This is a genomic window from Bifidobacterium pullorum DSM 20433, from assembly GCF_000771405.1.
Taxonomy (GTDB): domain Bacteria; phylum Actinomycetota; class Actinomycetes; order Actinomycetales; family Bifidobacteriaceae; genus Bifidobacterium; species Bifidobacterium pullorum.
On record NZ_JDUI01000011.1, the window covers coordinates 1 to 23,740 of the forward strand.

The 23,740-nt window shown below is 64.7% G+C and carries 21 protein-coding genes and 1 tRNA gene; 13 read left to right on the forward strand and 9 right to left on the reverse strand.

Features of this window, described 5'->3' with window-relative positions; genetic code table 11:
• Positions 1-424: 424 nt before the first annotated feature.
• Both OU11_RS06475 and OU11_RS06480 read right to left on the reverse strand, forming a co-directional pair.
• Positions 425-1,171, reverse strand: a complete 747-nt coding sequence (locus OU11_RS06475; protein ID WP_052122748.1) for a hypothetical protein — start codon at positions 1,169-1,171, stop codon at positions 425-427.
• 39 nt (positions 1,172-1,210) lie between these two features.
• Positions 1,211-1,284, reverse strand: a tRNA-Ile gene (locus tag OU11_RS06480).
• Positions 1,285-1,486: 202 nt separating this feature from the next.
• Between OU11_RS06480 and OU11_RS06485 the strand changes: the two genes are divergently transcribed.
• Both OU11_RS06485 and OU11_RS06490 read left to right on the forward strand, forming a co-directional pair.
• Positions 1,487-1,945, forward strand: coding sequence for a GNAT family N-acetyltransferase (locus OU11_RS06485; protein WP_033515437.1), 459 nt, complete (start codon positions 1,487-1,489; stop codon positions 1,943-1,945).
• Positions 1,946-2,205: 260 nt separating this feature from the next.
• Positions 2,206-3,534 (forward strand): ATP-binding protein, encoded by a 1,329-nt coding sequence (locus OU11_RS06490; protein ID WP_033515439.1) that lies wholly within the window; start codon positions 2,206-2,208, stop codon positions 3,532-3,534.
• Positions 3,535-3,646: 112 nt separating this feature from the next.
• Here the strand turns inward: OU11_RS06490 and OU11_RS06495 are convergent, their stop codons facing one another.
• Positions 3,647-4,102, reverse strand: coding sequence for a zinc ribbon domain-containing protein (locus OU11_RS06495; RefSeq protein ID WP_033515441.1), 456 nt, complete (start codon positions 4,100-4,102; stop codon positions 3,647-3,649).
• Positions 4,103-4,318: 216 nt separating this feature from the next.
• On the opposite strand from OU11_RS06495, the gene OU11_RS06500 reads away from it, so the two are divergent.
• Positions 4,319-4,813, forward strand: a complete 495-nt coding sequence (locus OU11_RS06500; protein WP_033515443.1) for a DUF2975 domain-containing protein — start codon at positions 4,319-4,321, stop codon at positions 4,811-4,813.
• On the forward strand, positions 4,813-5,019 hold the full coding sequence (locus OU11_RS06505) for a helix-turn-helix domain-containing protein (protein ID WP_033506906.1): 207 nt from the start codon (positions 4,813-4,815) through the stop codon (positions 5,017-5,019). Before OU11_RS06500 ends, OU11_RS06505 begins: the two co-directional genes overlap by 1 nt.
• A 100-nt stretch (positions 5,020-5,119) precedes the next feature.
• Here the strand turns inward: OU11_RS06505 and OU11_RS06510 are convergent, their stop codons facing one another.
• Positions 5,120-5,635 (reverse strand): P-loop NTPase family protein, encoded by a 516-nt coding sequence (locus tag OU11_RS06510; protein ID WP_033515445.1) that lies wholly within the window; start codon positions 5,633-5,635, stop codon positions 5,120-5,122.
• 261 nt (positions 5,636-5,896) lie between these two features.
• On the opposite strand from OU11_RS06510, the gene OU11_RS06515 reads away from it, so the two are divergent.
• Positions 5,897-7,138, forward strand: coding sequence for an Nramp family divalent metal transporter (locus OU11_RS06515; protein WP_373869298.1), 1,242 nt, complete (start codon positions 5,897-5,899; stop codon positions 7,136-7,138).
• Between the two features lie 115 nt (positions 7,139-7,253).
• Here the strand turns inward: OU11_RS06515 and OU11_RS06520 are convergent, their stop codons facing one another.
• The 3 genes from OU11_RS06520 to mscL all read right to left on the reverse strand — a co-directional run bounded on the left by OU11_RS06520 (position 7,254) and on the right by mscL (position 9,856).
• Positions 7,254-8,156, reverse strand: coding sequence for a DMT family transporter (locus OU11_RS06520; protein WP_033515447.1), 903 nt, complete (start codon positions 8,154-8,156; stop codon positions 7,254-7,256).
• 157 nt (positions 8,157-8,313) lie between these two features.
• On the reverse strand, positions 8,314-9,072 hold the full coding sequence (locus OU11_RS06525) for a class I SAM-dependent methyltransferase (protein WP_033515448.1): 759 nt from the start codon (positions 9,070-9,072) through the stop codon (positions 8,314-8,316).
• Positions 9,073-9,343: 271 nt separating this feature from the next.
• Positions 9,344-9,856, reverse strand: a complete 513-nt coding sequence (gene mscL, locus OU11_RS06530; RefSeq protein ID WP_081963499.1) for a large conductance mechanosensitive channel protein MscL — start codon at positions 9,854-9,856, stop codon at positions 9,344-9,346.
• A 199-nt stretch (positions 9,857-10,055) separates the two neighbouring features.
• On the opposite strand from mscL, the gene OU11_RS06535 reads away from it, so the two are divergent.
• Positions 10,056-10,973 (forward strand): MFS transporter, encoded by a 918-nt coding sequence (locus OU11_RS06535; RefSeq protein WP_033515449.1) that lies wholly within the window; start codon positions 10,056-10,058, stop codon positions 10,971-10,973.
• Here the strand turns inward: OU11_RS06535 and OU11_RS06540 are convergent.
• Together OU11_RS06540 and OU11_RS06545 are read right to left on the reverse strand one after the other, a co-directional pair.
• On the reverse strand, positions 10,970-12,049 hold the full coding sequence (locus OU11_RS06540; protein WP_052122759.1) for an alpha/beta fold hydrolase: 1,080 nt from the start codon (positions 12,047-12,049) through the stop codon (positions 10,970-10,972). The two genes, OU11_RS06535 and OU11_RS06540, sit on opposite strands and share 4 nt — an antisense overlap.
• Positions 12,050-12,258: 209 nt before the next feature.
• Positions 12,259-14,745 (reverse strand): prolyl oligopeptidase family serine peptidase, encoded by a 2,487-nt coding sequence (locus tag OU11_RS06545; RefSeq protein ID WP_033515450.1) that lies wholly within the window; start codon positions 14,743-14,745, stop codon positions 12,259-12,261.
• 136 nt (positions 14,746-14,881) lie between these two features.
• Between OU11_RS06545 and OU11_RS06550 the strand changes: the two genes are divergently transcribed.
• From OU11_RS06550 to pknB, 7 genes are read left to right on the forward strand one after another with little or no spacing between them, the layout of a single operon-like run.
• A complete protein-coding gene (locus OU11_RS06550; protein ID WP_033515452.1) occupies positions 14,882-15,583 on the forward strand; it encodes an FhaA domain-containing protein in 702 nt (233 codons plus the stop codon).
• 28 nt (positions 15,584-15,611) lie between these two features.
• Positions 15,612-16,136, forward strand: coding sequence for an FHA domain-containing protein FhaB/FipA (locus OU11_RS06555; protein WP_033515454.1), 525 nt, complete (start codon positions 15,612-15,614; stop codon positions 16,134-16,136).
• Positions 16,137-16,141: 5 nt separating this feature from the next.
• Complete coding sequence (locus tag OU11_RS06560; RefSeq protein ID WP_033515456.1) at positions 16,142-17,716, forward strand: PP2C family protein-serine/threonine phosphatase; 1,575 nt, start codon at positions 16,142-16,144, stop codon at positions 17,714-17,716.
• 3 nt (positions 17,717-17,719) lie between these two features.
• Positions 17,720-19,150: an FtsW/RodA/SpoVE family cell cycle protein gene (locus tag OU11_RS06565; protein ID WP_033515458.1), complete on the forward strand. Its 1,431-nt coding sequence runs from the start codon at positions 17,720-17,722 to the stop codon at positions 19,148-19,150.
• The gene (locus OU11_RS06570) at positions 19,147-20,610 is read left to right on the forward strand and encodes a peptidoglycan D,D-transpeptidase FtsI family protein (protein WP_033515460.1); all 1,464 of its coding nucleotides are present in this window, start codon (positions 19,147-19,149) and stop codon (positions 20,608-20,610) included. Before OU11_RS06565 ends, OU11_RS06570 begins: the two co-directional genes overlap by 4 nt.
• Complete coding sequence (locus tag OU11_RS06575) at positions 20,610-21,641, forward strand: serine/threonine-protein kinase (RefSeq protein WP_081963500.1); 1,032 nt, start codon at positions 20,610-20,612, stop codon at positions 21,639-21,641. Before OU11_RS06570 ends, OU11_RS06575 begins: the two co-directional genes overlap by 1 nt.
• A complete protein-coding gene (pknB, locus tag OU11_RS06580) occupies positions 21,638-23,710 on the forward strand; it encodes a Stk1 family PASTA domain-containing Ser/Thr kinase (protein ID WP_033515462.1) in 2,073 nt (690 codons plus the stop codon). The genes OU11_RS06575 and pknB overlap by 4 nt, the downstream gene beginning before the upstream one ends.
• The last annotated feature ends 30 nt before the right edge of the window (positions 23,711-23,740 follow it).

A 23,740-nucleotide genomic window follows, 5' to 3' on the forward strand; every position in this document is an offset into this window, starting at 1 on the left:
ACCAACCCGGAACCACTTCGGAGTAACTTCGGACCTTTTCGGAGTAATTCGGACTCGCATCCAATACAAAGCATCCACTCCCTGCACTCCCGTTCGATTCACGAACATATGCCACGGAGCAGAGTGAGGACGCTGGTAACAGCTTGGTAACAGAATCCGAGAAAACACAAGAACAACGTGACTCAGCAGAGCGGCGCAACCAGGCAAAATCAACGTTTCCGCAACGCCGTGATTGAGTAAAACGACGTTCATAGAGTTCAAGTCCCCCCACTCGCACCAGCGAAAAGGGCTGGAACCCAAGGGTTCTGGCCCTTTTGCTTTCTCGGAACGCGGTGCCGACATGGCATATTCCGCACAACCGGCAGCGACCGCTGTTGCGCAGAATCATGAACCACGGGTACGGCAGCGACAACCCGCCCATGGTCTACAACCCCCGATGTTCGGACAGGTTGGGCAGGCGGTCGATGTCGTGCAGCCGGTCGGCGGTCACGCCGTCCTCGTGCATGGTGTCGCTGTATATGACCACCGGCCCCTCGGGCGGGTCCGCGACGAACCGGCGGACGCATGCCCACTGGCGGCGGCTGATCCCACGGAACGCGAGCGGGTTGACCAGCAGCATGGGGCCCGCGCCCTCGTGCCCGTGCAGCATCAACGCGTTCGCGACCGAAGCCTCCTCGTCGTCGACCCACACAATCGGACGAGGCCTCCCGTCCGCGTCCGCGACGCGCAGCTGGCGGATCACCTCGTCCACGACCGCGTGCAGCTTGCCACCCATACGACCCCTGCCGGTGAGCGGATCGTACCAGTGCGTGTTATGCACCACGTCCGGATCCCAGCCCAGCAGACCGTCCAGGATATGCACATACGGCTGCCACGTGCTCAGCCAGCGCAGGTCGATGACACCGGACTCGGCCAGCCCGTACAGGTTCGCGGCCAGCTCGCGAGACCAATGCAGATGCCAGGTGCCGCCCCTGCGGCCCAGCCGCACGGTCTCCACACCATCCAAACGGAACGCCCGCTCCGGACCGAACTCGTCGGTCATGCGCCCCCGGCACTCGACCACGGGCGCCACGCCCACGTCCTCATACCTGACGCCGATCGCATCCGGGAACGCGTTAAGCACCCCATCAAAATCCAACAACACAATCGGCGCCGACGAACCATCCACCATCGGATCCTCCTTCAACCATGCAATCGAACAACACACAAGTACCCCCGACGGGACTTGAACCCGTGACCAACGACTTATAAGATCGCCGCTCTAACCCACTGAGCTACAGGGGCGCGGAAAAAAGTTTTTCAAGAACGGAAACGAGCAACCAGCCCGCTTCGGCACGATGCGACGACGATTTCAGCTATCGTATTCGACCGTTCGGCCGCCACGCCCACGACAAAGGCGCATGGTGGACGGACACGACGGAAAACGGCATCCGGGCACGCGAGCGCACGGCGCTGACCGTCATCACGCGAACATAGAAAGGTCACCATGATTCTGCAGGATACGGAACATCGCGACACCGCTCTCGTCAGCGCCTTGGTCGCGGTGTGGGAGCGGTCGGTTCGCGCGACGCATACGTTTCTGACCGATGCTGAAATCAACCGCATCAAGCAATACGTGCCGCAAGCCATCGCCGAAGTACCGGAATTGGCCGTCATGCGCCCCGACAGCGACAGCTCGGAGCAGACGCCCCTTGCGTTCATGGGAGTCGCCGACGGACGGCTCGAAATGCTGTTCGTTGACCCCGATCATCGTGGACACGGCGTCGGCAAGCAGCTGCTCGAACACGGTATCGCCCATCACAACGTCAGCGAACTTACTGTGAATGAGCAGAACCCGCAGGCGATCGGGTTCTACCAGCACATGGGATTCGTCACCTACCAGCGCACCGAGCAGGATGAGGAGGGTGGCCCCTACCCGCTGCTGTACATGCGACTTCAGCGGTAAATTAGCTCCTCAGAAAATCGATTTCCGCGAATCCTTTCAAACATTCCCTGAGTACGCGATTCTGGCACGCGCCACGACCAGCAGCACCGTCCACAGTCACGTAGTATCGCTTCCCCAAAGCGGCCAGAATTCGACTTTGTGCGCAAAACAGGCTATCTAGAATACAACTTTGTGCAGAATTGAGCCGAATCAGAATTCGACTTTGTGCAGAAACAAGCTAAAATGAAATGTATCTTTTTGCAGCATGAAGGGTGGGACACATGAAACGAAAAGCATACGATGAGTTACTCGCCTGGAAATCAGGCAAGACGAGGCAGGCACTTCTTGTGACCGGAGCCCGTCAGGTAGGCAAGACGTATATTGTCCGCGAGTTCGGACGAACGGAATACGAACAGCTTATTGAATTCAATCTGGCGCTCGATGACGCGACGAGAGAATCGTTCCTATCCGCGCGGAACCCCGAAGACCTTCTGCTCCGCATCTCCATCGCCGCGCACGGTCCCCTGATTCCGGGGAAGACATTGATCTTCATTGACGAAATCCAGCACTGTCCGAACATCATCACCTTCATCAAAGCACTGGTGGACCAAGGCACGTATGACTATGTGCTTTCCGGCTCCCTGCTTGGTGTTGAATTGGAGAACATACGTTCATACCCGGTTGGCTACATGACCGAACTACTCATGTTCCCCATGGATTTCGAGGAGTTCTGTTGGAGTATGGGTCTCACGGAACAAGCGTTCGATGTACTGCGCGACTCCCTTCAGGAAGAGCAACCCGTCCCCGACTACTTGCACGAGCGCATGTCCGGGCTATTCCATAGATACCTACTCACCGGAGGCATGCCGGATGCGGTCAGCGCCTTCATCCGAGACAGGACCATCGACAATGTACGTCGCATACAATCCGACATCCGACGTTTTTACAATCGGGATATCACGCAGTACGCACCTAAAGATCGCAGACTCGTCATTCAGGAGATTTATCAACTGATTCCCAGCGAGCTCAACAACTCGACTAGACGATTCAAAATCGGAGATATTTCTGATGTAAAACGCTTCAGCCAGATCGAAGACGAATTCCTCTGGTTGTCACGGGCAAACGTTGCTCTGCCCGTATACAACGTCGAAGAGCCGCGAAGCCCGCTGCTTGCTTCCAAAAGACGCAAGCTGCTCAAATTGTTCTATTCCGACGTAGGTCTACTGACAAGTACATACGACAAACAGTCAACCCTCGGTATACTCGACGGTCTTGGCGCAGAAGGACGCATGAATTATGGCGGAGTCTATGAGAATGTAATCGCACAGGAGCTGACCGCCCATGGGTTCACGCCATACTATTTCACCAGCAAGTCTATGGGGGAGCTGGATTTCCTCATTGAAGACGCGGCAGGCAAAGTGCTGGTATTGGAAATCAAATCCGGCAGCAGGTTCCATTCTCATGCAGCCTTGGACAAGGCTCTCAATACTCCCGGATACGCCATCGACAGCGCATACGTTCTCGCGGAAACCAACGTGGAGCGTGATGGCAAGATCCTGTATCTGCCTGTGTATATGGCCAGTCTGCTGCAACGGCCACGGCTGGTATAAAGGGCGGGTTCGCACTACCTCGAAGTTCTGAATCCACTGCCTTGATTTCTGACCTTTCCGTTCCCGAACCCCGAAGTAGTGCGAACCGCCCGACAGCACCACACCCGAAAACCTACGCCGCAGGCTCACGCCAGCGCTTCAAAGTCGGCAGCACCGCGCCCAGCAGCGAGGCGCTCTCATCCACGCTCCACCCCATGTACTCGGCCATGCGCGGGGCGCAATCCTCGATCATCTCATCCATTGTGGTTTCGTAGGTGTACGCGCCATCGTCATAGCACCAACGGCAGTATTCCGCCGTCTCGGCACCATCGGCCTCGTGTCCGCGCTGGTCCGGCCCGGTGAACATCATGCCGCAGCTCTGACAATATTGTTCGGGCATCTCCAGCAGTTCCACGATCGGCACATCCAGCTCACGGGCAATCAGCTTGGTCATATCGATGCCCGGACTCGTCTCGCCGCGCTCCCAACGACTCACCGCCTGACGGGTGATGTACAGGCGCTTGGCCAGCTCCTCCTGGGTCAGCCCACGCTCCCGACGCAGGCGTGGCAGCACATCCTTGATGGCCATGACCGGTTCCTTTCCTCACAAGCTTCGTTTCAGTTCCATCGTAAGGAAAACGCATCATCCCACACGCCACTGGCAACAGACTGTTGCACCGAAGCATTGCTGCGATTAGTCAACATCCGTCTTCACCAAATCTATCGATATTCGGTAGTTATCTATCGAATATCGATATATACTGAGGGCAGACGGACATCACCACCATCTTCGAAAGGAACAGCCATGACATCGACGCCCCAGACGCACCCGACCGCCATCCGGACGCTCAAAGCGCTGATGGCGCTGCTGCTGGCCATCGCAGCGGCCATCCAGATCTGGCTTCTGCCCGCCATATCGGCGGACTTTGCGGCGAATGCACCGGAATTCGCCTATCTGCGGATACCGTATCTCATCGTCTGCGAGCTGCTGATGATCGGATTCGACATCGCCCTCATCGCGATCTGGCGACTGTTGTCGCTGGCGGCGTCATCTTCGGTGTTTTCCGATGCGGCGTTCCGCTGGGTCGGACTCATCATCGGATGCATCGGCTTCGACACCGCGCTGGCCATCGGTCTGCTGGTTCATAATCTCATCGCCTCCCTCAGCCCACCCATCCTGGTGATCGCGTTGACCATACTCGCCATCGTCGGCATGGCGCTGACCCTGCTGATGATCGTGATGCGCGGACTGCTCGCCGCCGCCACGGCGCAACGCGAGGAACTGGAGGCGGTGATCTGATGGCAATCCGCGTGAACATCGATCTTCTACTCGCCCAGCGGAAAATGAGTGTCGGCGACTTCGCCCAAGCCGTCGGCATCACGCCGGCCAACGTGGCCGTGCTCAAGAACGGCCGCGCCAAAGCCATCCGTTTCTCCACCCTCGATGCGATCTGCCGCACGCTCGACTGCCAGCCCGGCGACATCCTCGAATGGGTGGATGATTGATGCCCCAAAACAGGGTTCGCACCACCTCGGGGATTCGCATTCGCAGGCCCGGTTTTCCAACCCTCCCGATTACGTAACGCGAGGTAGTGCGAACCGCCCTTTATGCCATCGACCGATAGAACGCGTCCAGCTGACGCTGGTTGCGGATGATCACGGTCCTGTCCGGCCACCGGTCGCGAATGGCCCGCAGCGCCTCACGGTGGGAGCGGCTCCGCCCCTCATGCAGCACCCACCAGATGAATTCAAGGTCGATCTTCTCATCGCACCCCTCGGCCATCGATTCGCGAGCCCGGCCATGATATCGGAGATACCGCGCCAGCACACGGCGCAGACACGTCCAGCGTCCGAACGCCAGAATCACGATCCGATCGCTCTCCTCCAGCCGTCGCTCCTGCAGCAACGCCGCATAGTTGCCGTCAATCACCCAACCGCCATCACCATGGCCGTCCAGGAACCGCTGCACATCCGCAACCTTCGCGTCCAACGGCCGTTCCACCCATCCGGGCGCGAACTGCACCCGGTCCAGGTGCAGCACCGGCACCCCGTATCGCCGCCTCAACGCACCGGCCAGCGTGGATTTGCCACTGCCGCTGAATCCCAGCACGCTGATCTTCATTCCTCTCCCATCCATCGCCGAACACCGGACATAACGTCGCCTTCATCAATCCTACGGAATCATACCCGCATGGCCGCGCCGCCGTGTGACCTCGCTCACAACCGGTTTTACGCACAGCGAACAACCCCGCCCTGCCCGCCGGGGATTCCCAGCATTCCCAATACTTCGCGACGCCGTTCGGTCATCGGCGCCCCAGCCCCAGCCGTCGCGGCGATTCATGTTTACTTGACGGAGGTATGACAGATCGTGGAGGTGATGCCGATGGACACCCGAACCGCACCGCGGGGTACGGCGATGCCCACGCCCCGACGCACCCTCATCGGCATGCTCGGCCCGGCGTTCGTGGCGGCCGTCGCGTATGTGGATCCGGGCAACGTGGCGGCGAACATCACGGCGGGAGCCCGGTACGGTTATCTGCTGGTGTGGGTGCTGGCGCTGGCGAACATGATGTCGGTCCTCATCCAATACCAGTCCGCCAAACTCGGCATCGTCACCGGCAAATCGCTGCCGCAGCTGCTCGGCGAGCGGATGGGCGACGCGGGGCGGTTCCTGTTCTTCGCCCAGGCCGAGGTCATCGCCATCGCCACAGATCTGGCCGAGCTGATCGGCGGGGCGATCGCGCTGCATCTGCTGTTCGGACTGCCGCTGTTCATCGGAGGTTGCATCATCGGCGCGGTCTCCACGCTGCTGTTGCGATTCCAGGGCGGGCGCACGCATCGGCTGTTCGAACGGATCGTCATCGGCCTGCTGCTGGTTATCACGCTCGGTTTCGTGGCCGGCCTGCTAGTCGACCCGCCGAATCCGACCGCGGTCGCGCAGGGACTGGTGCCACGGTTCACAACCACCGATTCGGTGCTCACTGCCACGTCGATGTTGGGCGCGACGGTGATGCCGCACGCGATCTATCTGCACTCGACGCTGGTCAACGACCATTACGCCGACGGACGTATCAGACCCGATACACGCACGCTGCTGCACGGTTCGAAGATCGACGTGCTGTGGGCGCTGCTGTTGGCCGACACCGTGAATCTCAGCCTGCTGGTGCTGGCCGCGCATTCGTTGCACGGCATGGCCGGAACCGATTCGATCGAAGGCGCGCAACAAGCGATCACGGCCGCGCTCGGCCCGGCGGTCGGCATGATCTTCTCGATCGGACTCCTGGCATCCTCGTTGAGCTCCACGTCGGTGGGCACCTACGCCGGGGCCGAGATCATGCGCGGACTGCTGCATCTCACCCCGCCGATGTGGGCGTGCCGGATCGTCACCCTGGTGCCGGGCCTGGCCGTGCTGTGGTTCGCACCGAATCCCACGCAGGCGCTGGTGGTCGGTCAGGTGATTCTGTCGATCGGCATCCCGTTCGCGATCATCCCGCTGCTGCGTTACACCCACGATCGCACGCTGATGGGCGAATACGCCGATGGTCCGGTCAAGCACGCGGCATTCATCGCCGTCACGGGACTGATCATCGCGCTGAACGCGGCGCTGATCTTCCTCACGCTGTAGGACGGCTCACACGTTCAGACATCACCGCTGGGTGAGCCGCCGGCACCGCGCTAGGCGAACCAACTCACCGAGGCAAACCCGGGCCGATTCCTCCGGCTACCAAGTCCGACCCAGGCTACCGCACCAGGAGCACCATGGCCAGAATCATCGCGAAACCGACCAGATCGACCGGAGTGAACACGGCGCCGGTCAACGCCACGGCGGAGATGGTGGCCAGCACGGGCTCGCTAGTGCCGAGCATCGTGGCGCGCATCGCACCGATTCGCATCACGCCGGACATATACAGCCAGTAGGCGCCGAAGGTGCCGCCGACCACGGTGAACACCATCAGCGCAATGCCCAGCGCATCCAGCTGCGGCGCATGCGCCCACGGCCGCACGACCGCGCACAGGATCACCCCCGAGATCAGGAACATCAAGCCGTTGACGGTGAAGTTGCCGTACCGGCCCATCACCTTGACCGGCAGAATCGACATCGTGGCCGTGGCCAGCGCATCGCCCAGACCCCACATCAGGCCGGCGAGCGGCAGGGTCAGCGTGGTCAGGTCGCCGCCGGTGGCGATCAGCACGGTGCCCATGAAAGCGAGCGCCACGCCCAACGTCTCACGTTTGCCGGGCAGCCGCCGCCCGCGCAGGCACACCCAGGCGAGCACGAACAGCAGATTCAGGGTCTGCAATACGGTGGCGGTGCCGGAATTGGTCCATTTGATGGCGTTCAGGTAGGTGACCTGCGTGGCCATCACGCAGATGAGCGCGCCGAGCAGATAGACGGGGTAGGAGCTCACGTCGCGCACGGCTCCGGTCAACAGCTTCGGCTTGGTCGCGCCCGCCGCGGCCAGGAACAGCACGCCGGCGCAAAGCTGGCGGATGCTGGCGATCCACAGCGGGTCGGCGCCGTAGTCGGACATGAGGATTTTGGATACGGTGGCGTTGACGCCCCACAGCGCGCCGCCCAGCAGGGTTACGCCGATGCCGATGAGCAGCGATTTCGGGGTTCGTTCGAACGTCGCACGACGCATCGCAGGTTTCCTTCTTCTCACAGTCCGTAAAACTCCGCGTGCGATTCTACCGCCGTCCGCGTCACGCCGCGCCCAACGGCGTTATGCGATACGGGAACGTCCGTCGTCGCGGTTCCGTTGCGATCCGGTACCACGGCGACGGTATGGCAACCGACTGTCAGTCCTCCGGCTTCTGCGCGAGCGTGGCCCAGAAGCTGGGGATGCCGAGCTCGTGCAGGCGGCCGTAACCGTTCGTGTCCTCATACAGGTCGACGATGCGCAGCCCCGCCTGGATCTGGCCGCGGATCTGCTCGTCGAGTGTGTGCGAGAACTGGACGCCGTCGTCGGCCTCGGCCAGCTGGTCGCGCTGGTCGGCGTTCTTCAGCGGGTTGAACGGCAGATGGTTGACGATGCGTTCCTCGTCGTCATCGGTGATGAAGTTGACGCCGTTGTCGAGTCCGGCCATCAGCAGGCCGCCGGGGCGCAGGATGCGTGCGCATTCGCGCCATACCGGCAGCACCTCCTCGATGTAGCAGTTGGACACCGGGTGCACGATCAGGTCGAATGAGGCGTCGGCGAACGGCAGCGGTTTGGACATGTCGGCGCGGACGAGGTCGATGTCATAGCCTTCGCGTTCGGCGACCGTCCGGTCGGCGTCGAGCTGGGCCGGCGTGTAGTCGAGCACCGTGCAGCGCGCGCCGCGGGCGGTGAGGATCGGCATCTGCTGGCCACCGCCGGAAGCCAGGCCGAGCACGCGCAGGCCGCGCAGGTCTTCCGGGAACCATTCGTGCGGCACCGGGCGGGTTGGCGTCAGCACCAAATCCCACTCGCCGGCGAGCGCCTTGGCGTAGGTCTCGTGGTCGATCGGCCTGCCCCATTCCCAGCCGTCCTCGATCCACCGGGTGATGGTCGCCGCGTTGATGTCCTGATAATCCACTGTCTCTCCTTTGCCGAGCGCGTGTTGCCGTATTACCGCTCGTTATCGCAATCCCCCATCGTACGGTACCAGTGGCACGTTCCAGACCGGACCGGCGCGACCGAGTCCGCTTGACCGAAGCCACCCACGTAATCCAAGTCCCCGTAACCAAACCGACCCGATGCGTCCAAGGTCAGGTGGGATTATCCGATCTCACCGCCCACATACGCGTGATGCGCACCCGGAATCCCGGATGCGCATCACATAAACGCTACGTATGGAACGGTCAGGTTCAGGCCTGGGCGCCGTTCGTGCGCTTGAGTTCGTCGCGGATCTCCTGCAGCACCGCCAGCGTCTGCTCCTCGGTGGTCGGGCCGGCGGCGGCCTCCTCCTCGGCCTCCTCCTCGGCCAGGGCGGCGGCCGACAGGTCACGCAGCTTGTTGATCGGCAGGATCACACAGAAGTACACGGCCACGCCGATGAGCAGGAAGTTGATGATGGCGTTGAGAATAGCGCCGAAGGAGATGGTGGAGTTGTTGAAGGTGATGGTCAGCACGCCGGACATATCCGGCACGCCGCCGATCATGCCGATCAGCGGGCTGATCAGGTTGTCCACGATGGAGTTGACCACGGTGGTGACGGCGGAGCCCATGACCACACCGACGGCCATGTCGATCATCGAGCCGCGGGAGATGAACTTCTTGAAGCCGCCGAGCGGGCCCTTGTCGGTCAGGGCCACGACGTTCTTGGCCATACCACCGGTTACATTGAGCGCGGCCTTGGCCGCATCATTCACGCTGGGCATGAACGCCCTCCTTACAATCTTCTGGTTTCGTACAAAACGCCGTCATCCATTATCACGGTTCTTCGCCGACAACCCGCAGCGCCCCACCCCCGAATACCCCATAGGGGCAAGATGTGCGGAAGTCGGCATGGCGCAAGAGGGACATCGATACAATGACTGCGTCCGAACGCCCCGCACCCACCCGAAGAAGGGTTTCAGCATGACCGCAGCTGCGCCGAACTACGACCGCACCGTCGTCGCCTGCTTCAACGGCTACATCACGCAGGCCGTGATCAACAACTTCATGCCGCTGCTGTTCGTCACGTTCTCGGCCTCCTTCGGCATCGACATGGCGCAGCTGTCCACGCTGATCTCGGTGAACTTCGTCACCCAGCTCGTCGTCGACGTGCTGGCCGGCAGGTATGTGGACCGCATCGGCTACCGACCCTGCATCATCGCCGCGCATGTGGCCGCCGCGGCGGGGCTGCTCACGCTCGGGCTGCTGCCCACGCGCGTGGCCGACCCGTATCCGGCGCTGATGGCCGCCATCGTGCTGTACGCGATCGGCGGCGGCCTGATCGAGGTCATGGTCTCCCCGATTGTGAACGCCTGCCCGTCCGAGCATAAGGACAAGGCGATGAGTCTGCTGCATTCGTTCTACTGCTGGGGGCAGGTGGGCACCGTGGCGGTCTCCACGCTGTTCTTCGCGCTGGCCGGACGCGACGCGTGGCCGGTGATGGCCTGCCTGTGGGCCATCGTGCCGATTGCGGGCATTGCGCTGTTCGCCACGTCGCCGATGCCCGACATCCTGCCCGAAGGCACCTCGTCGATGAAGCTCGGGGAGCTGGTGCGCAATCCGCTGTTCGCGGTGTTCTTTGTCATGATGCTGTGCGCGGGGGCGTCCGAGCTGGGTATGAGCCAGTGGGCCAGCACGTTCGCCGAAACCGGACTGGGCGTCTCGAAGACGATCGGCGATCTGGGATGCACGGCCGGGCCCGCCATCGTCGGCACGGTGGCGGCGGCCAACGGCGACAGTCTGCAGGCCGGCCTGCTGGTCGGCGCATTGTTCCCCGTCATTCTGCTCGTTGGCGTCATCGCGCTGCGTCAGATCCTGTACACCACGCGCCGCGCCGGCTAGGCGACCGCGCCCTCATCGCCGCCCAGAACATCCATGGACCCGTCGAGGAACGCGAAGATGCGGCCGTAATAGTCCTCGAGCACGGCGTTCGGCATCGAGAAGATCTCGTGGACCGAGTCGGGGAACCGTTCGAACCGCACCTGCCCGCCGCCATCGCGCACACGGCGCACGAACAGGTTCTCCGGTTCGTTGAGCACCCACACGTCACGCCCGGCCTGGAACAGCTGGATCGGCGTCTCGATGCGGGCGCAGGCCTGCGGGTCCAGGATGGCCTTGGACAGGCGCAACGCCTCGCGCACCCACTGGTAGCTGGCCGCGTTCGTCCGGTATTCCGGGGTTTCGCAGCGCTGTCTGTGGTACCAGCGCACGCGGGCCTCGCTGGCGCCCCGATACGCGGTCATATCCAACTGGTCGGAGAAACGCTTCTGACCGACCACCCGGCTTCTCCCGAATCCCATGCCGCAGACCGCCTCGGCCGCGGCCGCGGCCACCGTGTTGGGGATGCCGGCGGTCACCGGGGCGATCATCGGGCAGGAGAGCACCGCCTTGTCGAACAACGTCGGATGGTTCTCCAGCAGGGCCGCGCCGATGCCGCCGCCCATCGAATGCCCGTACAGCACCATCGGTCGCTCACCCGCGTACTGGGAGGCCACGGTTTCGGCGAACTTGGCCAGGTCGGCCACGTACCGCCGCCAGTCGTCGATCCACACCACGCTGGGATCGTCCACGTCGCGCGCGGAGAACCCGTGCCCGCGGTGCTCGAGCACGCAGACCGAGTATCCGTCGAGCAGGAGGTACCAGATGAGCTCCGAGTATTTGCGCGCGTTCTCGGTGAACCCGTAGGAGATGACGGCGACCCCGCGGAATGTGGCGGTGGCGCCGTCCTCGCGCAGGTCGTCGAACCTGGCGGCGTCATAGCACAGGTAGTGCAGCCGTCCGGGAACGTCGAGATCGGGCAGTCCGGCCGCCTTGGCCGGCGTCATCCACCCCTCCTCGCAGCAGGCCGCGAGCGCGGGCAGCACAGTCGCGCGCATCTGCTCGTCGTATCGGGTTTCGTCGATCAGCCTCATGGTTATGACTGTAGCGGCCTGCCCGCCTGTGCGCGGCCCGCCCGCAAGACACGCCGAGGGTGGTGGCAAAGCACCCCGGAAAGTTTGCCGGGTTCCCCGGAATATCAAGGAACTCGGCAAACTTCGGGTATAGGTTTGCCACCACCCTCGGCGTGTTGCGTTGCGTGCCGGCCGAGGCCGGACGTATGCGGGCCGGCCGGGGCCGGACCGTCGACTCAGCGCATGCCCAGCGCGTCGTAGAGGAAGTCGCGCTGCAGGATGAGCAGGTTCTCGGCCACCGTTTCGTCGTTGGTCATGTGGGTGATGCCCGTCAACGGCAGGAAGGTGTGCGGGCGGCCCGCCGCCATCAGCGCCTGGCTCAACCGCAGCGAGTGGGCGATGGTGACGTTGTCGTCGGCGAAGCCGTGGATGAGCATGAGCGGACGGTTCAGCTTGGGGGCGTCCTCCACGATGCCGTTGCGGCGGTAGACCTCCGGGTCGAGGCCCAGGTAGCGCTCGGTGTAGTGGGTGTCGTAGAGCGTCCAGTCGGTCGGGGGCGCGCCGGCGCAGGCGGCGTGGATGACGTCCGGGGCGTCGAGCACCGCGAGCGCGGACAGGAAGCCGCCGTACGACCAGCCGATCATCGCGACCTTGTCGAGGTCGGGACGCGGGCAGTCGAGCGGGCCGTCATGCCGGGCGATGTCGAGCGTCGCCGACGGGTCGCCGTCCCGCGGCGTCCAGCGCACCGACGGCACGGCGCCGTCCGCCGCCCACAGCGCGGGCAGTGCGCGCACGGCTTCGACCTGATCGGCCAGGGTCACGTCTTTCATGGTTTCGTAGATGGCGCGATCCCACTTGGGGCCGCGGCCGGGGGTGCCGCGTCCGTCGACGGTGACGACCAGGAAGCCCTGGTCGGCCCACCACTGGGATTCCCAGTAGTAGGCCTGGCTGAACAGCACCTGCTGGGCGCCCGGACCGCCGTACGGTTTGAGCAGGACCGGCAGGGTTTCGGCCTGCGCGTAGGGGCTGGTCTCGCTCGGCGCGGTGATGGCGGCGAGCAGCCGGTGTTCGGACGGCAGGGTGACGAACATGGTGTTCGGCGTGAAGCCGGGTTCGGCCGCGTGGTTGTCGAGCACGGCGATCGCCGAGGCTTCCGGATCCGCAGTTTCCGGCAGCCGCAGGCTGTGGGTCATCACCGCGTGCGGCGAGCGCATGTCGCGTCCGGAGACGACCATGCCGCTGCCGCTGCGGGATGCGGTCCACACGCCGGGATGCGGGGTCAGCGGGGTTGCGGCGCCCTGATAGTCGAAGCTGACGATGTCGAGGCTGCGGGCGTCGTGCAGGTCGAGGTCGTCGCCCCACGTTCCGGTATCGGTGTCGGAGGCCAGCCCCGGGGTGCGGGAGACGACGGCGAGCACGTCGGTGTCGGTCACGTCGAGCACCTCGCGCACCTGCCAGCCGGCCGGGGTGAACGGCGCGCCGTCCACGGTCAGACGGTTCGTGTCGTGCTCCATATCATTGCATGCGCAGATCAGGCGGCCGTCCGGCGTGAAGGCGGGGGTGCCGTGGATCAGGTCGAGCCACTGGGGGTTCTCGTGCTCCTCGAGCACGCGGGTGGCCACCGGTTCGCCGATGACGGCCTCGGTGTCCACACCGGCGTGGAATCCGGCGGCCTTGAGCTGCACCTCAAGCACCTGGTCGTGGTGCTGCAGACGGTCCTGCACGAGGATGAGCGGTTCGTGGCCCTTGCTCCAGTTCACGGCGGCCAGGTATTCGTAGGTTTCGTGGTCCCAGTCGATGTCGGCCACGTTGCACACCTGCACGCGCGGTTCGACGTACTCGTCGCATTCGCCGGCGTCGGCGGGCATCGGCGCCGGGGCGTCGGCGTCGCGGACGGTGAAGTCCACGTAGGCCAGGGAGACGATCGCGTTGTTCGTCAGGGCGCGGGCGTAGCGGCGTGCGACGGCCGGCTTGGACGGGTCGGCGGGGTCGCTGATGTACCACATCGGTTCCGGTTCCTCGTCGGTCGACTGCACGAGCAGCGCGCGCGAATCCGGCGACCACCAGAAGCCCTCGTACCGGTCCATCTCCTCGCCGGCCACGAATTCGGCCAGGCCCACGGACTGGTCCGGATACGTGCATTCGTCCTCGTCGATGCCGATGACGGCCCAATCCTCGTCCTGGGAGGCGTCGGCGCCGAGCGCGATCACGCGGACCTCGCTGCCGGTGGTGTAGGCGATCAGCTGGCCGTCCGGGGAGATGCGCGGCATGATGACCGACAGTTGCGGGTCGGCGAGCGCCACTTCGCGTGTCACGCCGCCGGTGGCGTCCCCGTTGATCTCGGTCAAGAACAGCTGGCCGTTGATGGTGAAGACCACGCGGCGGCCGGCGGCGTCGACCGAGTAGGAGACGATGCCCTGGCCGCCTTCGCGGGCGCGTTCGCGGCGGGCCTTCTCCTCTTCGGAGACCTCCTCGTTATCGGCGTCGGCCAGCAGCTGGCGCGGATCGGCGAGGAGCACCTCGCGTCGGTCGCCGTCCGGCGACAGGACGCTCAGCCACAGCGCCGTGACCAGGTCTTCGGGACCGTCCGAGCGCAGGAACAGCGCCCGGGTGCCGTCGCCGATCGCTTGCGCGGAGCGCGGGGCGCCGGAGGTGAAACGCAGGGAACGGGCCTTGCGGCGGGGGAATTCGGCAATCGCCTGTGATGCAGTCAATTCGTTCATACGCCCCAACCTACCCGCCGCCCCGCCCATCCGGTGTCCGGCCCGCCCCATGGGCGAATTTTGCAAGTATTGACGCCGATATATAGGGACGTTCGCGCCTTTGCGTAGGATAGGGGAGGAATAGAAAGGTGTGACTATGAGCGTTCTCGACCGTTTTGAGAAAAGCGTGGAAAGCGCGGTCAACGGAGTGTTCTCCAAGTTCGGGTCCAAGGACCTGCAGCCCGTCGACCTCTCCAGCGCCCTTGAGCGCGAGATCGACGCCGAGGCCATGCCGGTCGGCCGCGACCGCACCGTGGCGCCGAACGAGTACCGGTTCAAGCTGAGCACCCCGGACTTCGACCGCATCGAACAGTGGGGCTCCGAGGCCCTGGCCAACGAGCTGGCCGACAACCTCACGCAGTATGCCAAGAGCCAGCACTACGCCTTCGTCGGGCCTGTGGTGGTGATCTTCGAGGAGGATCTCGAACTCAACAAGGGCAGCTTCAACCTGAGCTCCGAGTCCGTGCGGGGCAACGCCGTGCCCGTGACCACCGACACCCAGACCGAGGACAGCCCCGTGCTCGAGGTCAACGGCAACCAGTATCTGCTGACCAAGCCGCAGACCGTCATCGGCCGTGGCTCGGGCTGCGACATCGTCATCGACGATCCGGGCATCTCGCGCAAGCATCTGGAGATCGACATCACCGACAACGGTGTGATCGCCCGTGACCTGGGATCGACCAACGGCACGTACGTGGAAGGCCATCAGGTGCCGGCGGCCACGCTGCTGGACGGCAACACCATCACCATCGGCCGCACCCGCATCCTGTATTGGGCCTCCTCTCAGGAAACGGAGTAGGCCGCCGCCCAGGAGCCACAATCTGCCTATGCTCACCGAACTGACATTCGCGATCCTCAAGTACGGGTTCCTCGTCCTGCTTTGGGTGTTCGTCTGGTTGACGGTGCGCTCGCTGCATAAGGACATCGAGACGCTCAGTCCGCGCAAGTCGCGCGCGCATCGCCGTAAGACACGTCTGGCCCGCAAGGCGGCGGAGTCGCCCACGCCCGTTTCGGTCGTGCCCGCGCCTGCGACCAACGAGATGCCCGCCGCGGCCGATACGCCGACGCTGCTGGTCATCATCGACGGCCCGTTGGCCGGCACCTCGGTGCCGTTGAGCAACGGCGCCATCACGTTGGGCCGTGCCGCGTCGAATTCCGTGGTGCTCGACGATGAATTCGTGTCCTCCCACCATGCCCGCGTCTATTTCGACGCCATGTCCGGGCAGTGGGCGATCGAGGATCTCGGCAGCACGAACGGCACCGTGGTCAACCAGCAGCGCATCGCCTCGCCGACAGCCCTCGCGCCGCGCGTTCCCGTGCGCATCGGCGCCACCACCTTCGAATTGAGGTGACCACTGTGCCTTCCGACACCCCGCAGTCGCTGTTCCTGTATTCCACGACGGTTTCCGACGTCGGCACCGTCCGCAGCAACAACCAGGATTCGTCGTTCGCCGGCGAGCATCTCGCCGCGATCTGCGACGGCATGGGCGGCCATGCCGGCGGCGACACGGCTTCCACGATTGCGATCCGGTCCCTGGCCCACATCGAGCGCGACGACGCCTCGCTCGGCGTGCAGGAATGCGCCACGATGATGGAGACCTCGGTGCTGGCCGCGCATGACGCCATCGTCGGCAAGGCCAAGCGCGAGCGCAAGCTCGCCGGCATGGGTACGACCGTCACCGCCATCGCCCTGGTCGAAGGCTATTGGGTGCTCGCGCATATCGGAGATTCCCGCGCCTATCTGCTACGTGACGGGCATCTGGTTCGGATGACGCAGGACCACAGCTACGTGCAGCACCTCATCGACACCGGCCGCATCACCGAGGCGGAGGCGCGCAACCATCCGCAGCGCAATGTGGTGATGCGCGTGCTGGGTGATTTCGACATCGACCCCAGGCCGGACATCGCGGTGCGGCAGGCCCACGCGGCCGACCGCTGGCTGCTGTGTTCGGACGGCCTGTGCGGCGTGCTGGAGGATTCCACGATCGAGGAGACGCTCGCGACGGTCTCCGATCAGGGCGAGTGCGCCCAGCAGCTGGTGTCGATGGCGTTGCGCGCGGGCAGCACCGACAACGTCACCGCCGTGATCGCCGACGCCACGCTCGCCTTGGATGTGGACGCGTTCGACCTGCCGCACCAGACACCGTTGGTCGGAGGCGCGGCCAGCGCCAGCCTCGAACCGATCGCCGACATCATCAACGAGCCGGTGTCCACCGCGCCGGCGTTGCGCAGCGGCAAGGCGTCGCCGGCGCAGCGTGCCGCGGCGCTGGCTCAGGAGACCCGTACCGATCCGGTGTCGTACACCGCGCAGCCGTCCACGGTGCGCGAGGAGACCGGCGACCTGCAGGAGCCGGACACCGGCGAGATCCCCGTGGTGCAGAAGCGCGACGGGCGGCTTACCGCTGATCCCAACGACCCCGACGTGGCCAAGGCGATCCACCACGAGCACGACAAGCAGGAGCAGCTGTCGCACGCCAAGGTGATCCGTTCGCGGATCCTGATCGTCGTGGGCGTCGTCGCGTTGTTGGCGGCGCTGGCGGGGACCGCGGCCGTCGGCTACCTGTGGAGCCAGACCCGTTACTATCTGGGTATCGACGACGGCCAGGTGGCCATCTATCAGGGCGTGCCCACGAATCTGTTCGGTTTCGAGCTGTCGCATCCGGTCGAGGACACCGGCATCAGCGTCGCCGACCTGCCGCAGAACTGGCACACCCAGCTTGACCAGGGCATCATGGTCGATGACATCGACGCGGCCAGGGACCACGCCGATCTGATCGAACGGGAGAGCCGGCATCTCGAGCAGCAGCGCAACGACCGCGCCGACGGCGAGAAGACCGACGCCGCGGACGACAACGACTCCTCCGACAACAACGACTCCTCCGACAATGCCGACACCTCCAACGATGCCGACGCGGATCAGGAAGGACGGTGAGCGGTGGTCGCCATTCGATTCCGTCAGATCTCCCTGCTGCTGATGGCCATGCTGGTCAGTTTTTTGGCGTTCTTCCAGATGTTCGAGCGTACCGTGGGCAGCCTTCCCGGCGACCTGATGCTCCGCTTGGGCGTCGGCGCGGTGCTGTTCCTGGTGCTGTGGGGGCTGATGCTCAGATTCCAGCCGTACGCCAGCCAGACGGTCATGCCCTGTGTGCTGCTGCTCACCGCCATCGGCACGATGATGATAGCCCGCATCGATCAGCAGATAAAGGACTCCGACGTGGCCCAGCGCCAGCTGCTGTGGATGTGTCTGGCGCTCGTGCTGTGCGGCCTGCTGGTGGTTTTCATGCAGGACTATCGTATTCTGAGGCGGTTCTCCTACGTCAGCATGGTGATCGGCCTGGTGCTGCTGCTGTCCCCGATGATTCCGGGACTGGGCGTGGAGATCCAGGGAGCCCGGATCTGGATTAACATCTTCGGGTTGGGCACCATCCAGCCGGGCGAGTTCGCCAAGCTGTTCCTGGCGTTCTTCTTCGCCGCCTACCTGTTCGACCACCGCGACCAGCTCGCTGTGGGCGGCAGGAAACTGTTCGGTCTGCAGCTGCCGCGCATCAAGGACATGGGCCCGATCATCATCGTGTGGGTGGTGTCGATGGGCGTGCTGGTGCTGCAGCATGACCTGGGCACGTCGCTGCTGTTCTTCGCGATGTTCGTCTCGATGCTGTATGTGGCCACCGGGCGCAAGAGCTGGATCGTCATCGGCCTGCTGGCGTTCGCGGCCGGCGCCGTGCTCGCCGCGCACATCTTCGCCCACGTGGGCTACCGTGTGGACGCGTGGCTGCGTCCGTTCGACCAGGAGATTTACGAGCGGTATCCCGGTGGTTCCGCCCAGATCGTCAGCGGCCTGTTCGGCCTGGCGTCGGGAGGCCTGACCGGCACCGGCCTGGGTCAGGGGCATCCGGAGCTCACGCCGCTGGCGAACTCCGACTTCATCTACGCCTCGGTCGGCGAGGAGCTGGGGCTGACCGGCCTGCTCGCCGTGCTCATGCTCTACCTGCTGATCATCGCCTCCGGCCTGATCACCGCCATGCGCATCAAGGACGGCTTCGGCAAGCTGCTGGCCTCCGGACTGGTGTTCACGATGGCCTTCCAGGTGTTCACCGTGGTCGGCGGCATCACGCTGGTCATCCCCCTGACCGGCCTGACCATGCCCTATATGGCGGCCGGCGGTTCGTCGCTGATCGCCAACTACCTGCTGGCGGCGCTGCTCATCATCATCTCCAACGCGGCGAACAAGCCCGAACCGGAGCTGAGCTCCGACACCTTCCAGTATGAGGCGCTGGCCGTGCTGCGCGAACACGAGCTGAAGGAGCGCGAGGCCCAGACTCAGGCCATCCCCCGCCCCCGCACGGCGATGGGAGGTGAGGCATGAACAAGTCCCTGCGTCAGCTGTTCACCGCCGTGGTGGCGCTGTTCGTCGTCCTCGGCCTGTCCTCCACCATCATCACCGCCATCAAGGTCCCCGAGCTGAACGGCGACGCGCGCAACACCCGCGCGCTCTACCGCACGCTGGGTGCGCCGCGCGGTGCCATCCTGGCATCGGACGGCACCGTCATGGCCCAGTCCGATCCCGTGAACGATTCGTTCTCCTACCAGCGCGTCTACAGCAACGGACCACTCTACGCGCCGGTCACCGGCTTCTTCTCCATCACGCATACGGCCGACCGCGGCATCGAATCGTCGCGCAACGAGCAGCTCAACGGCCAGGCCAGCTCCCTGTTCTGGCAGCAGGTCAAGTCGATCTTCTCCGGCTCGGAATCGCAGGGCGCCTCCATCGAGACGTCGATCGACCCCACGCTCCAATCCCTGGCATACCAGCTGCTGGACGGCAAGGAGGGGGCCATCATCGCCAGCGACCCCAAGACCGGCCGCATCCTGGCGATGGTGAGCACGCCCAGCTATGATCCGAACGCGTTAGCCTCGCATGACGGCGAGCAGGCCAACGCCGCCTACAGCGACCTGGTGTCCCAGCAGTCGAACCCGATGCTCAACCGGGCCACGTCGCAGCTGTTCCCGCCCGGATCCACGTTCAAGGTCATCGTCGCGGCGGCGGCGCTCGAATCCGGCGACTATGACACCGATTCCGAGATTCCCGCGGGTGCCAGCTACACCCTGCCGGGCACCGAGACCCAGCTGACGAACGCCACATCCGCCGGAAACGGTTCGGACGGCAAGATCACCCTGAAGGATGCGCTGGCGCAGTCGTCGAACACCGCGTTCGCCCAGCTCGGGGTCGAGCTGGGGGCCGATGCGATCCGCGAACAGGCCGAGAAACTCGGTTACGACGAACAGATCCATCTGGACGGCACCACCTCCACCGGCTCACCCTCATACGCGGCCGCGTCGAAATTCCCCGAGGACCCGACCGACGACCGGCTGGCGCTGGCCAGCATCGGACAGGGGGACACGCTGTCCACGCCGCTGCAGAACCTGCTGGTCGCGATGGCCGTGGCCAACGACGGCACGGTGATGGAGCCGACGATCGTGGACCGTGTCCGCGCCAGCGACCTGTCGGTCATCTCGCAGACCTACCCGCGCGTGCGCTCGAAGGCGTTCAGCGCCGATACCGCGAACAAGCTCACCGAGATGATGGAGCAGGTCATCCCCGCGGAGAACCCCGCCCTGGCGATCAACGGCATCAGCATCGCCGCCAAGACCGGCACCGCGCAGATCGGCGAGAGCAACCACGCCAACGACGCGTGGATCATCGGTTTCGCCCCCGCCGACGACCCACAGATCGCCGTCTCCGTGGTCGTGCACAACGTCGACGACTACGGCGCGTACGCCGCGGGCCCGCTGATGCGCGAGATGATTCAGGAGGCACTGCAGTGATGAAACTGATCGAAGGACAGCTCATCCACCGCCGGTACCGGCTCGACAGCCGACTGGCCCAGGGAGGCATGGGCGAGGTCTGGAAGGGCTACGACATCCAGCTCGGCCGTCCGGTGGCCATCAAGGCGCTGCGGCGCGACACCTCCGACACGGAGGCCAAACTGCGCCGCCTGCGTGCGGAGGCGCACAACTCCGCCAACCTGGCGCATCCAAACATCGCGGCGCTGTTCGAATACTACGAGCATGACGGCATCGGCTTCCTCATCATGGAGTACGTGCCCAGCAAATCGCTGGCGGACCTCTACCACGAGAAGGGCGCCATGGATCCGATCGAGCTGCTGCCGATCCTGGCGCAGACCGCGCGCGGACTGTTCATCGCGCACTCCCACGGCGTCATCCACCGCGACGTCAAACCGGCGAACATCATGGTCTCCGACACCGGCGAGGTCAAGATCACCGATTTCGGCGTCTCCTATTCCACCAACCAGGAGCAGATCACCCAGGACGGCATGGTGGTCGGCACCGCGCAGTACATCTCCCCGGAGCAGGCGCAGGGCAGGCAGGCCACCCCGCAGTCGGACATCTACTCGCTGGGCGTGGTGGCCTACGAGGGGCTGTGCGGGCACAGGCCGTTCACCGGCGCGACCCCGGTCGACATCGCCGCCGCGCATGTGAACAACCCGGTGCCGCCGCTGCCCGACTCCATAGACCTGCAACTGCGGCAGTTCGTCATGTCGATGCTGGAGAAGGACCCGCTCGACCGTCCCGAGAACGCGCTGGTGGTCTCGCGCACGCTCTCCCGCATCGAACGTCGCCTGTTGGACCAGCAGACTGCCGCTGCGGAGACCGTGACGCTGCCGCCGAGCAGCCGTGCGCCGCGCAGGGTGTTCAGCGCGCCGCACGCCGCCGAAACGATATTCCGCATGTCTTCTCCCGCCGCGGGGACCTCGCCCGCGGCATCCATCATCAACCACTGGACCGCAGGCGGCGATGATTCCGCCGAGGCCGCACATCGAAGGGAACACGCATGAGCAGCATGATGCCTGACTCGTTGGCCCAAGGGCGTTATCAGCTGGGCCAGGCCATCGGCCACGGGGGCATGGCCGAGGTCTATATGGCGCTTGACACCCGTCTCGGGCGCACCGTGGCGGTCAAGGTCATGCGCGCCGACTTCGCGAACGACCAGATCTTCCTGTCACGCTTCCGCCGTGAGGCGCACGCCGTGGCGCAGATGAACAACCCGAACATCGTGAGCATCTACGATTCCGGCGAGGAGGATATCCCGACCGCCAACGGCGGCATGGAGCGTGTGCCGTATCTGGTGATGGAGTACGTCAAGGGCCAGACCCTGCGCGACATCATCAAGGCCAACGGCGCGCTGAGCCAGCGCGACGCCGAGCAGGTGATGCTCGGGGTGCTGAGCGCGCTCGACTATTCGCACCGCATGGGCGTGATCCACCGCGATATCAAGCCCGGCAACATCATGATCTCCGAGCAGGGCGTGGTCAAGGTCATGGACTTCGGCATCGCCCGCGCGCTCGATGATTCGGCGGCCACGATGACCAAGTCGCAGGGCGTGGTCGGCACCGCGCAGTATCTGTCGCCGGAGCAGGCGCGCGGCGAGACCGTGGACATGCGCTCCGACCTGTATTCGGCCGGCTGCGTGCTCTACGAGATGCTGACGGGACGTCCGCCGTTCACCGGGGACTCCGCCGTGGCGATCGCCTACCAGCATGTGTCCGAGGTGGCCACGCCGCCGAGCGCCGTGGTGCCGGGCCTGCCGAAGATGTGGGATTCGATCTGCGCCAAGGCGATGGCCAAGGACCGGCAGAACCGGTACGCCACGGCCGCCGACTTCAAGAACGATCTGCTGACGTTCATGAACGGCGGGGTTCCGGTGGCCGCCGCATTCAATCCGCTGACCGATCTGACGAATATGAAGGCCCGCCGCCAGGCCGAGCAGGACGCCGCCACGGTGGCGCTCAACCCGACCGCGGAGGGACAGTCCACCCAGGCGTTCAACCCGGTCACCGGCCAGTTCGAGCAGGTGGTGCCGCAGGCGGGCACGGGCAAGACCCGCGCCGAACAGCGCGCCGAGGCGGCCAAGACCAAGCGTAAGCGCGCCCTGACCATCGGCGGCGTCGTGGCGGCCGTGGCGGCCGTGATCGTGGCGTTCTGCGTCTGGTGGTTCGCGTTGCGCACGCCGCCGGTCGAGATGGTCACGGTGCCAGAGCTGAGCTCCTCGCTCAACCAGACCGGCATCTGCCAGGCCATCGAGGAGGCCGGGCTGGTGTGCAAGACGGAGACCGACACGGAGTCGAACGAGCGTGAAGGCACGTTCACCTACTCCGATCCCAAGAGCGGCGCCTCGGTGCCGAAGGGTTCGACGGTGACCGCCTACTTCTCCGACGGCCCCGACTCCCTCACCGTGCCCGATGTCTCCAACCACACGCAGGATGAGGCGCGTTCCATGCTGGAGAAGGCCGGTTTCGAGGTCAACACCAGCACCCGCACCGAGGACAGCCCCCGCGTGGAACGCGACCGCGTGACCCGCACCGAGCCGGCGGCCGGCGAAACCGCCGATTCGGGGTCGTCGATCACGTTGTGGATCTCCTCGGGCATGACCGAGGTGCCGAACGATCTGGTCGGGCAGACCGAGGACGCCGTGCGCTCCACGCTGACCGGCACCTACGCGTTCAACATCACCATCGAACATGAGTATTCCGACACTGTGCCCGCCGGATCGGTCACGCGCGTCAGCCCCGGCTCCGGTTCCCCCGTCGACCAGCGCGCCAACATCAGCGTGTGGGTGTCGCTGGGCAAGGAACAGGTGGCGGTGCCCACGTTCGCGCTGGGCACGGATACGCTGGGCACGGTGCGCCAGCAGCTCGAGGCGCTGGGCCTGACGGTCAGCGTCACCGACCCGGAGGCGGACGACTCCGCCATCGTCACCGAGGTGTCCTCGATGGGCCAGCAGGTCGACAAGGGGTCGACGATCACCGTCACCACCAAGGCGGCGGAAGATGAGACCACCACCCCGGACGACGAGGCCGACGGTACGGAGGGGAACGGCAACGGGCACGGCGGTCCCGAATCCTGACGCCGCGCACTGAACGATGATGGCCTCCCG